Annotated in this window: 15 protein-coding genes and 3 tRNA genes; 5 read left to right on the top strand and 13 right to left on the bottom strand. The window is 70.9% G+C overall.

Going from position 1 to position 13,312, the window contains the following annotated elements; translation table 11 throughout:
• Positions 1 to 48: 48 nt before the first annotated feature.
• The 4 genes from rplK to ACIQNG_RS01205 all read right to left on the bottom strand — a co-directional run bounded on the left by rplK (position 49) and on the right by ACIQNG_RS01205 (position 2,380).
• Entirely contained in the window at positions 49 to 483 is a 435-nt protein-coding gene (gene rplK / locus ACIQNG_RS01220; RefSeq protein ID WP_189287518.1) for a 50S ribosomal protein L11, read from the bottom strand.
• 389 nt (positions 484 to 872) lie between these two features.
• The gene (nusG, locus tag ACIQNG_RS01215) at positions 873 to 1,841 is read right to left on the bottom strand and encodes a transcription termination/antitermination protein NusG (protein ID WP_401482105.1); all 969 of its coding nucleotides are present in this window, start codon (positions 1,839 to 1,841) and stop codon (positions 873 to 875) included.
• Positions 1,842 to 1,918: 77 nt separating this feature from the next.
• The gene (secE, locus tag ACIQNG_RS01210; protein WP_401436657.1) at positions 1,919 to 2,206 is read right to left on the bottom strand and encodes a preprotein translocase subunit SecE; all 288 of its coding nucleotides are present in this window, start codon (positions 2,204 to 2,206) and stop codon (positions 1,919 to 1,921) included.
• Positions 2,207 to 2,307: 101 nt separating this feature from the next.
• Positions 2,308 to 2,380, bottom strand: a tRNA-Trp gene (locus ACIQNG_RS01205).
• Between the two features lie 283 nt (positions 2,381 to 2,663).
• Between ACIQNG_RS01205 and ACIQNG_RS01200 the strand changes: the two genes are divergently transcribed.
• On the top strand, positions 2,664 to 3,890 hold the full coding sequence (locus tag ACIQNG_RS01200; protein ID WP_401436654.1) for a pyridoxal phosphate-dependent aminotransferase: 1,227 nt from the start codon (positions 2,664 to 2,666) through the stop codon (positions 3,888 to 3,890).
• A gap of 197 nt (positions 3,891 to 4,087) precedes the next feature.
• A complete protein-coding gene (locus ACIQNG_RS01195; protein WP_401436651.1) occupies positions 4,088 to 5,119 on the top strand; it encodes an adenosine deaminase in 1,032 nt (343 codons plus the stop codon).
• 34 nt (positions 5,120 to 5,153) lie between these two features.
• Here ACIQNG_RS01195 and ACIQNG_RS01190 read toward each other — a convergent pair whose 3' ends face one another.
• Positions 5,154 to 5,759: a TetR/AcrR family transcriptional regulator gene (locus tag ACIQNG_RS01190; RefSeq protein ID WP_401436648.1), complete on the bottom strand. Its 606-nt coding sequence runs from the start codon at positions 5,757 to 5,759 to the stop codon at positions 5,154 to 5,156.
• A gap of 173 nt (positions 5,760 to 5,932) precedes the next feature.
• Between ACIQNG_RS01190 and ACIQNG_RS01185 the strand changes: the two genes are divergently transcribed.
• Complete coding sequence (locus tag ACIQNG_RS01185) at positions 5,933 to 6,565, top strand: NAD(P)-dependent oxidoreductase (protein ID WP_401436645.1); 633 nt, start codon at positions 5,933 to 5,935, stop codon at positions 6,563 to 6,565.
• 200 nt (positions 6,566 to 6,765) lie between these two features.
• Here ACIQNG_RS01185 and ACIQNG_RS01180 read toward each other — a convergent pair whose 3' ends face one another.
• From ACIQNG_RS01180 to ACIQNG_RS01155, 6 genes are all read right to left on the bottom strand, one after another.
• Positions 6,766 to 7,821: a UDP-N-acetylmuramate dehydrogenase gene (locus tag ACIQNG_RS01180; protein ID WP_401436643.1), complete on the bottom strand. Its 1,056-nt coding sequence runs from the start codon at positions 7,819 to 7,821 to the stop codon at positions 6,766 to 6,768.
• 236 nt (positions 7,822 to 8,057) lie between these two features.
• Entirely contained in the window at positions 8,058 to 8,486 is a 429-nt protein-coding gene (locus tag ACIQNG_RS01175; protein WP_401482499.1) for a MaoC family dehydratase, read from the bottom strand.
• Positions 8,487 to 8,491: 5 nt separating this feature from the next.
• Positions 8,492 to 8,944, bottom strand: a complete 453-nt coding sequence (locus tag ACIQNG_RS01170; protein ID WP_401436637.1) for a MaoC family dehydratase N-terminal domain-containing protein — start codon at positions 8,942 to 8,944, stop codon at positions 8,492 to 8,494.
• 140 nt (positions 8,945 to 9,084) lie between these two features.
• Complete coding sequence (rpmG, locus tag ACIQNG_RS01165; RefSeq protein ID WP_003948671.1) at positions 9,085 to 9,249, bottom strand: 50S ribosomal protein L33; 165 nt, start codon at positions 9,247 to 9,249, stop codon at positions 9,085 to 9,087.
• A 90-nt stretch (positions 9,250 to 9,339) separates the two neighbouring features.
• Positions 9,340 to 9,412 (bottom strand) — tRNA-Met (locus tag ACIQNG_RS01160).
• 46 nt (positions 9,413 to 9,458) lie between these two features.
• Positions 9,459 to 9,531, bottom strand: a tRNA-Thr gene (locus ACIQNG_RS01155).
• 280 nt (positions 9,532 to 9,811) lie between these two features.
• On the opposite strand from ACIQNG_RS01155, the gene ACIQNG_RS01150 reads away from it, so the two are divergent.
• Positions 9,812 to 11,164 (top strand): amidohydrolase family protein, encoded by a 1,353-nt coding sequence (locus ACIQNG_RS01150; protein WP_401482101.1) that lies wholly within the window; start codon positions 9,812 to 9,814, stop codon positions 11,162 to 11,164.
• A 227-nt stretch (positions 11,165 to 11,391) separates the two neighbouring features.
• Positions 11,392 to 12,048: an SDR family oxidoreductase gene (locus ACIQNG_RS01145; protein ID WP_401436632.1), complete on the top strand. Its 657-nt coding sequence runs from the start codon at positions 11,392 to 11,394 to the stop codon at positions 12,046 to 12,048.
• A gap of 76 nt (positions 12,049 to 12,124) precedes the next feature.
• On the opposite strand, the gene ACIQNG_RS01140 is transcribed toward ACIQNG_RS01145, so the two are convergent.
• Positions 12,125 to 12,337, bottom strand: coding sequence for a hypothetical protein (locus tag ACIQNG_RS01140; RefSeq protein WP_401436629.1), 213 nt, complete (start codon positions 12,335 to 12,337; stop codon positions 12,125 to 12,127).
• Positions 12,338 to 12,414: 77 nt separating this feature from the next.
• Positions 12,415 to 13,242, bottom strand: a complete 828-nt coding sequence (locus tag ACIQNG_RS01135) for a hypothetical protein (RefSeq protein ID WP_401482099.1) — start codon at positions 13,240 to 13,242, stop codon at positions 12,415 to 12,417.
• Between the last annotated feature and the right edge of the window lie 70 nt (positions 13,243 to 13,312).

Raw genomic sequence — 13,312 nt, 5'->3', positions numbered from 1 at the left:
TGGTACGGGCCGAGCAGGCCCCGCCACTACTGCAGGGGGTGGTGGTGGTCAGCCCTCGACCGTGATGCCCATGGAACGGGCGGTGCCGGCGATGATCTTCTCGGCGGCGTCCAGGTCGTTGGCGTTGAGGTCGGGCATCTTGGTGGTGGCGATCTCGCGGACCTGGTCGCGGGTGATCTTCGCGACCTTGGTCTTGTGCGGCTCGCCGGAGCCCTTCTCCACGCCCGCGGCCTTGAGGATCATCTTGGCGGCCGGGGGGGTCTTGGTGATGAAGGTGAAGGAACGGTCCTCGTAGACCGTGATCTCCACCGGGATCACCCAACCGCGCTGCGACTCGGTCGCGGCGTTGTACGCCTTGCAGAACTCCATGATGTTGACGCCGTGCTGACCCAGCGCGGGGCCGACCGGCGGAGCCGGGTTGGCCGCACCGGCCTGGATCTGGAGCTTGATCAGCCCCGTGACCTTCTTCTTCTTGGGAGGCATTGCTCTCTCCGGGTCCTAGTGAGAGGTTGAGCCCCATCCGTTCGGCGATCGTCACGATCAGCCGGATGGAGGCATACCGCACCACGATAACGGGTATCTCGTCCGGACCAAAAACGAGAAGTCGGCCGGCCCTCCCCCACCCGGGGTCCGAGGACCGGCCGTCCTCTGTTCCCGGCCGTGTCAGCGCCGCTCAGCGTCGCTCAGCGCCGCTCAGCGACGCTCAGCGACGCTCAGGGGCGTTCAGGGGGGCGCTCAGAGGGGCGCTCAGCGGCGCGGGGGCGGCCGGCTCTCGGCGGCCGAGGCCCGGCAACGCGAAGGAGCCCCAGTCCGGCGGATGTCCGCCGTACAGGGGCTCGCGTCGCACTCAGATGCGCGGTGCGCGCTACGCGTCAGTTCTTCTGGATCTGGTCGAAGGACAGCTCGACCGGAGTCTCCCGGCCGAAGATCTCCACCAGGCCCTTGACCTTCTTGGAGTCCGCGTTGATCTCGTTGATCGTGGCCTGGAGGGTGGCGAACGGGCCGTCGGTGACGGTGACCGAGTCGCCGACCTCGAAGTCCAGCACCTGGACCTCGACCTTGCGCTGCGGCACGGGCTTGCCCTCGGCCTCGGCGGCCTCGCGGGCGGCCTTCTCCTCGGCCTCCGGGGCGAGCATCTTGACGATCTCGTCCAGGGTCAGCGGGTAGGGGTCGTAGGCGTTGCCCACGAAGCCGGTGACGCCGGGGGTGTTGCGGACGACGCCCCAGGACTCGTTCGTCAGGTCCATGCGGACGAGGACGTAGCCCGGGAGCTTGTTCTGCTTGATCGTCTTGCGGTCGCCGTTCTTGATCTGGACGACCTCTTCCTGCGGCACCTCGGCCTGGAAGATGTAGTCCTCGACGTTCAGCGAGACGGCGCGCTGCTCCAGGTTGGTCTTCACCCGGTTCTCGTAGCCGGCGTAGGTGTGGATCACGTACCACTCGCCGGGCAGCACCCGAAGCTCCTCGCGGAGCTTGGTGACGGGGTCGACCTCGGGCTCCGGCTCAGCGGCGTCCTCGGCGGCATCGTCGGACTCGACCTCGGCATCGGCGTCGTCGTCGGACTCGACCTCGCCATCGGACTCAGCCTCGGCGTCGGTGTCCTCGTCGGTCGCGGCCTCGGCCTCGTCTTCGTCCTCGGCGGCGGCCTCGGCGTCGTCGTCCTCGGCAGGCTCGTCCTCGGTCTGGACCGCGGCCTCCTCGGCCGGCTCGCCCGCCTCGGCGTCGGCAGCCTCGGCCTCGTCCAGGTCCTCGTCCGCGCCCTCAACGATGTCGAGCTCGTCATCCACGGAATCCACGGACTCGACGGGCTCGCGGGACTCGTTCAGGTTGGCGTCAGACACGGTGGCTGCTTCTTCCTGGATACATGGGGGTGGAACACGCGAAAGGGGCGCCGGTCAGGGCGCCCTTCGCACTAGGCTCAGCCGAAGACATACTTCGCGGCGTGGTCGAGCCCATAGTCAATCAGAGTCACGAGGCCGATCATGACAACGACAAAGATGATCACGACGATGGTGTACGTGGTCAACTGATTGCGTGTCGGCCAGACGACCTTGCGGAGCTCGGCGACGACCTGGCGGTAGAACAGCGCGAGCCGCTTCAGCGGACCCTTCTTGGCGCGCTTGCCGCCCTTGCGGGTCTTCTTCTTCGAGTCCGGTGTCTCGTCCTGGGCATCAGGAGTGTCGATGGAGCCCACGGCGTCCGTCATTCGTCCTCACCTGATCCCGGGTCGTGGCCGTGCCGCGCCCGGTCTGAGCCGCACGGCTGCAATGCTGTATACCTGCGCACACATCCTGGCGGTGTGTGGAGCAGGGCCGGAGGGACTCGAACCCCCAACCGCTGGTTTTGGAGACCAGTGCTCTACCAATTGAGCTACGACCCTTCACGTGCCCCCCAACGTACCGCATCCGCCCGGATGCTCGGTGTGCACCGGGTGAAGGCAGGCTCGCTGAAGGCCAACGAGGTGAGAGTGTACGTGTTCCGGGGCCGGGCGTCGAACAGAATGGGCCTGTGGGAGCGGTGTCCGTACGGGTTCGGGTGCAGATCACCGGAAGATCACCAGGCCATGGCGGGGTTCCGGACGGGTGTTCAGAAGCGCTCCCCGAGCTGTTCAGTCCGTGAAACCCGTGTGCCGGGCTGCTTTCGGGTCTGGAACCATGGGCCCCATGAGCGCTGCAACCCCTCCCACCGAGCGCCGGGTCTCGGCCCGCATCGGGGCGATCTCCGAGTCCGCCACCCTCGCCGTCGACGCCAAGGCCAAGGCCCTCAAGGCCGCCGGACGGCCGGTGATCGGCTTCGGCGCGGGTGAGCCCGACTTCCCGACGCCGGACTACATCGTCGAGGCCGCCGTCGAGGCGTGCAAGAACCCCAAGTTCCACCGCTACACGCCGGCCGGGGGTCTGCCCGAGCTGAAGGCCGCGATCGCCGCCAAGACGCTGCGCGACTCCGGCTACGAGCCCGAGCCGTCCCAGATCCTGGTCACCAACGGAGGCAAGCAGGCGATCTACGAGGCGTTCGCCGCGATCCTCGACCCGGGCGACGAGGTCATCGTCCCGGCGCCGTACTGGACGACGTACCCCGAGTCGATCCGGCTCGCCGGCGGTGTGCCGGTCGAGGTCGTCGCGGACGAGACCACCGGCTACCGGGTGAGCGTCGAGCAGTTGGAGGCCGCGCGCACGGAGCGGACCAAGGTCGTCCTCTTCGTCTCCCCCTCCAACCCCACCGGCGCCGTCTACTCCCGCGAGGACACCGAGGCCATCGGCCGCTGGGCGCTGGAGCACGGACTGTGGGTGCTGACCGACGAGATCTACGAGCACCTGGTCTACGGCGGTGCCGAGGCGCCCTCGCTGCCGGGGCTGCTGCCCGAGCTGCGGGACAAGTGCATCGTCGTCAACGGTGTGGCGAAGACGTACGCCATGACCGGCTGGCGGGTGGGCTGGGTCATCGGCCCGAAGGACGTCGTCAAGGCCGCGACCAACCTCCAGTCGCACGCCACGTCGAATGTCGCCAACGTCTCGCAGGCCGCCGCGCTGGCCGCCGTCTCCGGTGATCTGACCGCCGTGGAGAAGATGCGCGAGGCGTTCGACCGCCGCCGCCAGACGATCGTACGGATGCTCAACGAGATCGACGGCGTGGTCTGCCCGGAGCCCGAGGGCGCGTTCTACGTGTACCCGTCGGTGAAGGCGCTGATCGGCAAGGACATCCGCGGCAAGCGTCCGGCCAGCTCGGTCGAGCTGGCGGCGCTGATCCTGGAGGAGTCCGAGGTCGCGGTGGTCCCGGGCGAGGCGTTCGGCACCCCCGGCTATCTGCGGCTGTCGTACGCCCTCGGGGACGAGGACCTGGTCGAGGGCGTCAGCCGGATCCAGAAGCTGCTGTCCGAGGCGCGCGACTGAACCACCGGCACGCCGTACGGCGCACCGAACGGGCATCCACCTCAGGAGTGAGCGAGCGGGCATCCACCTCAGGAGTGAGGGGGTGCCCGTTTCTTTGCGTAAAAGGGTCCCCGTTTCCTTGCACCAGGGCCCCCGTTTCCTTGCACTAAAGAGGAAAGCGCTACCGGCGCGCGCGGGCGGTGCGGCAGGATCCTGGAATGGAACGTGTACGTGATCTCTCCGCCCTCCCCAAGGCCCATCTGCACCTGCACTTCACCGGCTCGATGCGCCCCGCGACCGTGCTGGAGCTGGCCGACAAGTACGGGGTGCGGCTGCCCGACGTACTGACCGAGGCCCTGGTCAGCGGCGAACCGCCGAAGCTGCGGGCCACGGACGAGCGGGGCTGGTTCCGTTTCCAGCGGCTGTACGACGCCGCGCGGTCGTGTCTGCGGACGCCGGAGGACATCCAGCGGCTGGTGCGCGAGGCCGCCGAGGAGGATCTGCGGGACGGCTCGGGCTGGCTGGAGATCCAGGTCGACCCGACGTCGTACGCGCCGCGCCTGGGCGGGCTGATCCCGGCGCTGGAGGTCATCCTGGACGCGGTGGAGACCACGAGCCGCGACACCGGGCTCGGGATGCGGGTGCTGGTGGCGGCGAACCGGATGAAGCATCCGCTGGACGCCCGTACGCTCGCCCGGCTCGCGGTGCGGTACGCCGACCGGGGCGTGGTCGGCTTCGGGCTCTCCAACGACGAACGCCGGGGCATGGCACGGGATTTCGACCGGGCGTTCCACATCGCCCGTGAGGGTGGTCTGCTGTCGGCGCCGCACGGCGGTGAGCTGACCGGCCCGGCGTCGGTGCGGGACTGCCTGGACGATCTGCACGCGCACCGGGTGGGCCACGGGGTGCGCGCCGCGGAGGACGCGCGGCTCCTCAAGCGGCTGGCCGACCGGCAGGTCACCTGCGAGGTGTGCCCGTCGTCCAATGTGGCCCTCGGGGTGTACGAGAAGCCGGAGGACGTCCCGCTGCGCACCTTCTTCGAGGCGGGGGTCCCGATGGCGCTGGGCGCCGACGACCCGCTCCTCTTCGGCTCCCGGCTGGCCGCCCAGTACGACCTCGCCCGGCACCATCACGCGTTCACGGACGCCGAACTGGCCGAGCTGGCCCGGCAGTCGATCCGCGCGTCCGCCGCGCCCGAGGGGACGAAGGCGGGGCTGCTGGCGGGGGTGGACACCTGGCTGACGTCCTGAGCGCCGGGCGGGGGAAGGGGCGCTCGACGGCCGCTCACGCCTCGATGGCGGCGACCAGGGTCCGTGCCACGCGGCGCGCGAAGTCCTCCACGGGGGGCTTGACGCCGTCGCGGGTGGCGTCGTAGGCGAAGGCGCGCTGGGCGCAGGCGCCGAGGAGGAGCGAGGCCGCGGCGAAGGGGTCGGCGTCGGGGCGCAGCCGGCCCGCCTTCCGCTCGGCCCGCAGATAGAGTTCCAGGCTCTCGATGGGCTTGTGCGGGCCGAGCCCCATCTCACGCATCGCCTTGTCGTGCCGCCGCTTGAGCTGGGTCTCGGCGTACAGGGATCCGGCGATCGGGAAGCTCTGCTCGTAGAAGAGGGACGCCTGAAGGGCGATCTCGGTGAGGTTCTCCTCCAGGGAGCCCTGTCCCGGCTCGGCGGCGAGGCTGGACAGCAGGGGCGTCAGCCGGGGCAGCCGCTCGGCGAGCACCCGGATGAACAGCTCCTCCTTGCTGCTGAAGTACTTGTACAGAGCCGCCTCGGAGCATCCGGCCGCCCTGGCGATCTCCTTGGTGGTGGTGCGGGCCAGCCCGACGGAGCGCATCAGCTCATGCGCGGCGTCGAGGATGCGGACGCGGGCCGGTGTCTGCTGTGTGGCGCCCAAGATCCCACGTCCTTCCGGTGGCCCTCTGGCCCTGTCGCTCTTGACGGGTGAGTGAGTACTTACCACTCTAGAAGAGCGACAGTGGTAAGTGAATACTCACCCACTTGGCGCTCCCACTCGGCGCTCCCGCCCAGCCGGGAGCGCGAAGCCACGGAGTACGTACGGAGTACGTCATGAAGCTCACCGTATGCGGCGCGACCGGCGGTGTCGGCCGCGCGATCGTCCAACAGGCTCTGGATGCCGGACACCAGGTCACCGCGGTCGTACGTGATCCTGCACGGCTGTCGGTGACCGGCCCGGGCCTGGAGGTGTTCCGGGCGGATCTGCGCGACCCCGAGTCGCTGCGGCCCGCGTTCGCCGGCCGGGACGCGGTGCTGTCCGGTCTCGGCGCCCGCACCCGCAAGGACGCCGGGATCGCGACCCGGCTGACCCGTACGGTGCTGCGCGCGATGGAGGCCGAGCGGGTCCGTCGGCTGGTCGTGGTCAGCGCGGCGCCGGTCGGACCGCCCGCCGAGGGCGAGGGCCCGCTGGACCGGGCGGTGCTCGGGGTCGTCTCGGCCGTCCTCAAGAGCGTGTACGACGACCTGCGCGCGATGGAGGCGGAGCTGTCCGCGAGCAGCACGGACTGGACGGTCGTACGGCCGCCCCGGCTCCAGGACACGCCGCTGACCGGGGTGTACCGGACGGTCGTCGGCGGGTTCCCGCGCAAGGGCCGGTTCATCGGGCGGGCGGATGTGGCCCACGCGATGCTGGCGGCGGTGGACGACCCGGGGACGGTGAAGCGGGGGGTGGGGGTGGCGTACTGACGGTCGCCGCACCGGGCGGCCCTTGCGGGGGTGCGGAAGCCCCTTCCGGGGGTGCCCGGCTCTTCAGGGGTGCCCTGGAGCCCTTCTGGGGTGCTCTAATGCCCTTCTGGGGTGCCCTAAAGCCCTTCTGGGGTGCTCTAATGCCCTTCTGGGGTGCCCTAAAGCCCTTCTGGGGTGCTCTAAAGCCCTTCTGGGGTGCTCTAAAGGCTGACGCCCACCGTGACCGGCTCGTTGACGAGGGTGACGCCGAACGCCTCGCGGACCCCGGCGACCACCTCGCGCGCGAGGGCGAGGAGGTCCTCCGTGGTCGCCTCGCCGCGGTTGGTGAGGGCGAGGGTGTGCTTGGTGGAGATCCGGGCCGGTCCGGTGCCGTAGCCCTTGGTGAAGCCGGCCTTGTCGATCAGCCAGGCCGCCGAGGTCTTGGTGTGCCCCTCACCCGCCGGGTAGGCGGGGGGTTCGACGCCGTCACCGAGCCGCTCCCGTACGCGCGCGTGGAACGCGGCGAAGCCGGTGTCGGTCAGGATCGGGTTGGTGAAGAAGGAGCCGGCCGACCAGGTGTCGTGGTCCTCGGGGTCCAGGACCATGCCCTTCCCGGCGCGCAGCTTGAGCACCGTCTCGCGCGCGTCCGCGAGGGGAACCCGGTCGCCGGACCCGACGCCCAGCAGGCGGGCGGTCTCGGCGTACCTCAGCGGCGCCGACAGCCCGCCCGCGTCCTCCAGCGCGAACCGTACGCGCAGCACGACATACCGCTCGGGGTCGTCCTTGAAGCGGCTGTGCCGGTAGGAGAAGGCGCACTCGGCGGCGGTGAGGGTGACGGTCTCGCCCGCGCGGCGGTCGTAGGCGATCACCTCGGTGATGGTGGTGGAGACGTCCTGGCCGTACGCCCCCACGTTCTGGATCGGGGTCGCGCCCGCCGAGCCGGGGATGCCGGCCAGGCACTCGACACCGGCGAGTCCGGCCTCCACCGTGCGCGCGACGGCGTCGGTCCACACCTCGCCGGCGGCCAGTTCCAGCCGGGTCCCGGAGAGTTCGAACCCGCGCGTGGCGATGCGCAGGGCGGTGCCGTCGAAGCCCTTGTCCGACACGACGAGGTTCGATCCGCCGCCGATCAGCAGCAGCGGGGTGCCGGAGGCGTCGGCCGCGCGGACGGTGTCGATCACCTCGGCGTCCGTCGTGGCGGTGATCAGCCGGGTCGCGGGGCCGCCCAGCCGGAAGGTGGTCAGCGGGGCGAGCGGGGCGTCGTGAAGTTCCAGCACGGGCCCAAGACTACGAGACAGCACCGACAGTTCCGGGACGTCCCCGGTCGGGGGACGGTCGGGGGCGGTCGCTGCCCGGTCGGAGGCGGTCGGTCCCGGTCGGGGGGCGGTCGGGGGCGGTCGGTCCCCGGTCGGGGGACGCTCGGGAGCGGTCGGGGGACGGCGTAATGGGCGCCCTCTATAGAGAGCGCCCATTACCTGGTCCGTGGGCGTCGGCGCGTACGGACGGGGCCGGCTCAGGCCAGCCGTACGACCGCCCGGGACATGCCGAGGACCTTCTGGCCGTCGCACAGGGCGATCAGATCCACCCGTACGGTGTGGTCGTCCAGCTTGGCCGCGACCTTGCCGGAGACCTCGATCACGGCGCCCTTGTCGTCGTTCGGGACGACGACCGGCTTGGTGAAGCGGACGCCGTACTCGACGACCGCGGCGGGGTCGCCGGTCCAGTCGGTGACCACCCGGACCGCCTCGGCCATGGTGAACATGCCGTGTGCGATCACGTCCGGCAGTCCGACCTCCCGGGCGAACCGCTCGTTCCAGTGGATCGGGTTGAAGTCCCCGGAGGCCCCCGCGTACCGGACGAGGGTGGCGCGGGTCACGGGGAAGCGCTGTGCGGGGAGTTCGGTGCCGACCTCGACGTCGGCGTACGCGATCTTGGCGGTCATCGTGCTCACGCCTCCTGGGCGGCGCGGGCCACCAGCTTGGTCCAGGCGGTCACGACGTGCTCGCCGGCCTCGTCGTGGACCTCGCCCCGGATGTCGAGAATGTCGTTGCCGGCCATGGACTTGATCGCCTCGATGGTCGAGGTGACGGTGAGCCGGTCACCGGCGCGCACGGGGCGGACGTAGGCGAACTTCTGGTCGCCGTGCACCACGCGGCTGTAGTCCAGTCCGAGCAGGGGGTCCTGGATGACCTCGCCGGCGGCGCGGAAGGTGATCGTGAACACGAAGGTGGGCGGGGCGATCACATCGGGGTGCCCGAGCGCCTTGGCGGCCTCCGGGTCCGTATAGGCCGGGTTGGGGTCACCCACGGCCTCCGCGAACTCACGGATCTTCTCCCGGCCCACTTCATAGGGCGCGGTGGGCGGGTAGCTCCGCCCCACGAAGGACTGGTCGAGCGCCATGGGCTACGGCCTCCTGACGAGGGTCGACGGTGTTCTGGTCGCCGTACGGCCGCGTGTGCGGCTCGGCGTACAGCTGCGCGTACGGTCAAACGCCACGAGGCCGCCCCCGGAGTGGGGGCGGCCTCGTGAACGAGCCTTGATTATCGCGTTTCGCGGTGCGCGGTGTGCGCGTTGCAACGCGGGCAGTGCTTCTTCATCTCAAGACGGTCCGGGTTGTTACGCCGGTTCTTCTTGGTGATGTAGTTCCGCTCCTTGCACTCCACGCAGGCCAGCGTGATCTTCGGGCGGACGTCGGTGGCAGCCACGTGAGTGCTCCTTGACGAACGGATAGGAATGTATTAACGCAAGAAAGAGTAGCCGATCGAAGGACCGACCCCGCAATCGGCTACTGTCAGTAGCGGTGACCGGACTTGAACCGGTGACACAGCGATTATGAGCCGCTTGCTCTACCGACTGAGCTACACCGCTGTGATGCAATCGGATCCCGCCTCGCGACGGGAGCCGTTCACACCAGAGCCCCAAAACGGAATCGAACCGTTGACCTTCTCCTTACCATGGAGACGCTCTGCCGACTGAGCTATTGGGGCGAGCGATGAAGACATTACACGCTCGGCAGCCGTTCGCCCAAATCCGTTTCGCCGGGCCCGTCCACCCCTGTTCCACGGCTGTCCCAGGGGTCGCGAGGGCCTCTTTCACCGGGGCAACCCACCGGTACGACTATTGCGCTCCTCCCCGTGAGGCGTGGATCACCGCCCTAGGCTCGACTCACTCTGTGTGATCTTGCGCGGCCCGCGCAGGGCCGGTCCGCAGGGCCCGACCGAGGGCGGTCCCGACGCCCGAGACCGAGCTAGGAGCCCCTGGAGCGCGATGCCCGACAGCCAGCCGCAGCCGCCCCACTCACCGTCCGCGCCACCCGGCCCACCGCCTCCGCCCGCCGGGCCGTCGCCCGCCCCGGGCTCCTCGGACGTCCCGCCCGAGCCGGCGGAGGCGGAGCACGCGGGCGGGACCTGGGGGGCCGGCGAGGGGACGGCGGCCCTGCTGCTGTGCGGGGCGCGGCTCACGGACGGTCGGACCGTGGACGTACGGCTGAGCGGCGGGCGGATCGAGGCGGTGGGCACGGCGGGCAGCCTGGGCGGAACGCGCACCTCCGGCGCCCGTGTGGACCTGACCGGCTATCTGCTGCTGCCGGCCCCCGCGGAACCGCACGCCCATGCCGACACCGCGCTCTCGGCCGACGAGGACGGGCCCGTGTCGTACGACCCCCGGGACGTCCAGCGCCGGGCGACGGAGGCGGCCCTGCTGCAACTCGGGCACGGCGCGACCGCACTGCGCGCGCATGTGCGTGTGGGTGATGTGCAGGGGCTGGGCGCGCTGGAGGCGGTGCTCCAGGCGCGGCGTTCGCTCCAGGGCCTCGCCGAGCTGACGACGGTGGCGGTGCCGCGCGTGCTGACCGGGCTCGCGGGCGCCGACGGGCTGGCGATGCTGCGGGACGCGGTGAAGATGGGCGCCTCGGTGGTGGGCGGCTGCCCGGATCTCGACCCGGATCCCACGGGGTACGCGGAGGCGGTGCTGGAGGTGGCCTCCGAGCATGGCTGCCCGGTCGACCTGCACACCGACGCCGACGACCCGGCCCGGCTCTCCCGGCTGGCGGCGATGGCCGGCGGGCTGCGGCCGGGCGTGACGCTGGGCCCGTGCGGCGGACTCCGCGCGCTGCCGCCCGAGGTGGCGTCCCGGAGCGCGGACCAGCTCGCGGCGGCCGGGGTGACCGTGGTGTCCCTGCCGCAGGGCGGCTGCGGCGGGGTCGACCGGCGCGGTACCGCCCCGGTGCGGCTGCTGCGGACCGCCGGGGTACGGGTCGCCGCGGGCAGCGGCGCCCTGCGGGACGTGTCCAACCCGGTCGGCCGGGGCGACCCGCTGGAGGCCGCGTACCTGCTGGCCTCGCGGGACGGGCTGCGCCCCGAGGACGCCTACGACTGTGTCAGCTCGGCGGCGCGGGCGGTGCTCGGGCTGCCCGAGGTCCGGGTGGAGGCCGGTTTCCCGGCCGAACTGCTCGCGGTGCGCGGCGATCGGCTCTCCGCCGCGCTGTCCCTCGCGTACAGCCGGATCGTGGTGCACCGGGGGCGCGTGGTGGCACGGACGAGCGCGGTGCGGGAGTACTGCAACTCGGCCGTCGCCGCGGAGTTGGGGCTGCCGCGGCAGGGGCGGGGTGAGTTGTCCTGAGGGGTGCGGGGGGTGCGGGGGGTGCGGGGCGCGCAAGGGGTGCGAGTGAGGTGCGTGGGATGAGGGTGGGTGCGGGGCGCGCGGGATGACGGGGGCGCGTGGAGGATGCGGACGGGGTGAGGGGGGCGCGATCGCGCGGGTGGGGTGTGCGGCGTGCATCCGCCGGTCCGTGCAGGTGCCCGGAAGTCGTGCGGCGAACGCCGTGCGCCGGGCGTACGGTCGAAGACATGCGCATTGTCATTGCTGGTGGTCATGGTCAGATCGCGCTGCGGCTGGAGCGGCTGCTCGCCGCGCGCGGGTACGACGTGGCGGGCATCGTCCGCCGCGCCGAACAGAGCGAGGACCTGCGGAAAGCGGGCGCCGAACCGGTGCTGCTGGATCTGGAGTCGGCCTCGGTCGAGGAGGTCGCGGCGCATCTGCAAGGGGCGGACGCGGCCGTGTTCGCGGCGGGCGCGGGTCCGGGCAGCGGTGTGGCCCGCAAGGACACCGTGGACAAGGGGGCGGCGGTCCTCTTCGCGGACGCGGCGGTGCGGGCGGGCGTACGGCGGTTCGTCGTCGTGTCGTCCTACGGCGCCGACGCCGGGCACCAGGGCGATGACGTCTTCGACGTCTATCTGCGGGCCAAGGGCGCGGCCGACGCGTATGTGCAGGGCCTGGACGCGCTGGACTGGACGATTCTGCGCCCCGGTTCGCTGACGGACGATCAGGGCAGCGGTCTCGTGCGGTTGGAGGCCCGGACGGGACGCGGTCGGATCCCCCGTGACGACGTCGCCATGGTGCTGCTGGAAGTCCTGGAGACCCCGGCGACGGCCGGGCTGACCCTGGAGCTGATCGGCGGCTCGACGCCGGTCCCGGTGGCGGTCAAGTCGGTGGCGGGCAACTGACACCGGGGACACGGGACCGGCGAACGCAGAGCCGGGACCATCAACCCCGAGGGCCCCGCATCGGGACCACCCGTTCTCAGAACAGGGGCATCTGTCCGGAGAACTCCGGTACGACGTACCCGTCCAGGCCGGGTTGCACGGCTTCGAGTTGCGCCTGTCTGCGGGAGCCCGGGCAGGAGACGAGCCGAGCGCTCTCCCGGGCTCCGGGCGGGTCGTGCCGCGCGAACCGTCCCGCGACGACGGCGATCTCGCGACGGCACTCGGGGCACTTCCTTCGACGGGACGACATGGTTCCAGTGTGCCCGCCCCCACTGACATCGCCCCGCACCCGCGCGGCGCCCCCGTCTGCCGTAGGGGCGGGGGGGGTCAGCGCACGTCGATGTGGTCGGCCGCGCCGTTGGTCGCTCCGGTGGTGGAGTTGCCGTGGTACACCCAGCGGTAGGAGCCGTCGACCGAGGCGGTGACCGTGGCCTTCATGCCGCCGGTGCTGCCGGTGGTGGCCTGCTTGACCGTCTTGTAGGTGTCGGTGCCCTTGGCGCGGAACTGGAGACGGACCGTACGGCCGCTGTACCCGTCGTACTTCTTGGTGCTCCAGTTCGCCCGGGTCAGCTTGCCCGTGACGGTGATCGGCTTGCCCTTGGCGACCGGCTCCGGCGAGGCGTTGGTGGTGGCCTTGGCCGCGCGCTTGAGCTGGGCGGTCTTGGACCTCGTCTCCAGTTCCTGGGCCTTGGGGTTGCCGTCGGCCTTCCACAGGGACAGCGAGAGGCCGACCTTCCAGGCCGTGGCGTCGCTGTTGGAGTCGGTGTGCTCCTGGGCCGGGTGCGGGTCGATGTAGAGGTGGCCCTCACAGTCGGCGCGCTTGGAGTCGATCTCGTAGCAGGTGTAGCTGCCCGGCTGGATGAAGTTCTCCCCGGTGTCGGCCGCCGTCCTGATGCTGCCGCGGTAGAGGAAGGGGTACGCGTCGTAGCGCAGGGGGTCGGCGGTGCTGTACCCGGGAGGCAGCGCGATGCTGAAGCTGATGGGCGGCTCCACCTCCTTCGACGTGCCGACGACGATCGGCTTGCCGTTGTTGATGACGATGTCCGACACGGTGATACCGGTGTCCGCCGCCTGCGCGGCCGGCGCGTTCAGCACCGAGAGCCCCAGCGCCCCCACGAGCGTGGCCACCGCGACGGTTCGTCTGCCTGTTCTCATTCACACCTCTTCAGGAGGATGCTGCGGATGCATGCGGATGCCGCTGCAAGAGGCGGCAGCTTATCCGAGG

The sequence above is a fragment of the Streptomyces sp. NPDC091377 genome (assembly GCF_044757045.1).
GTDB lineage: Bacteria > Actinomycetota > Actinomycetes > Streptomycetales > Streptomycetaceae > Streptomyces.
This window is presented reverse-complemented; position numbering and strand designations above follow the sequence as displayed.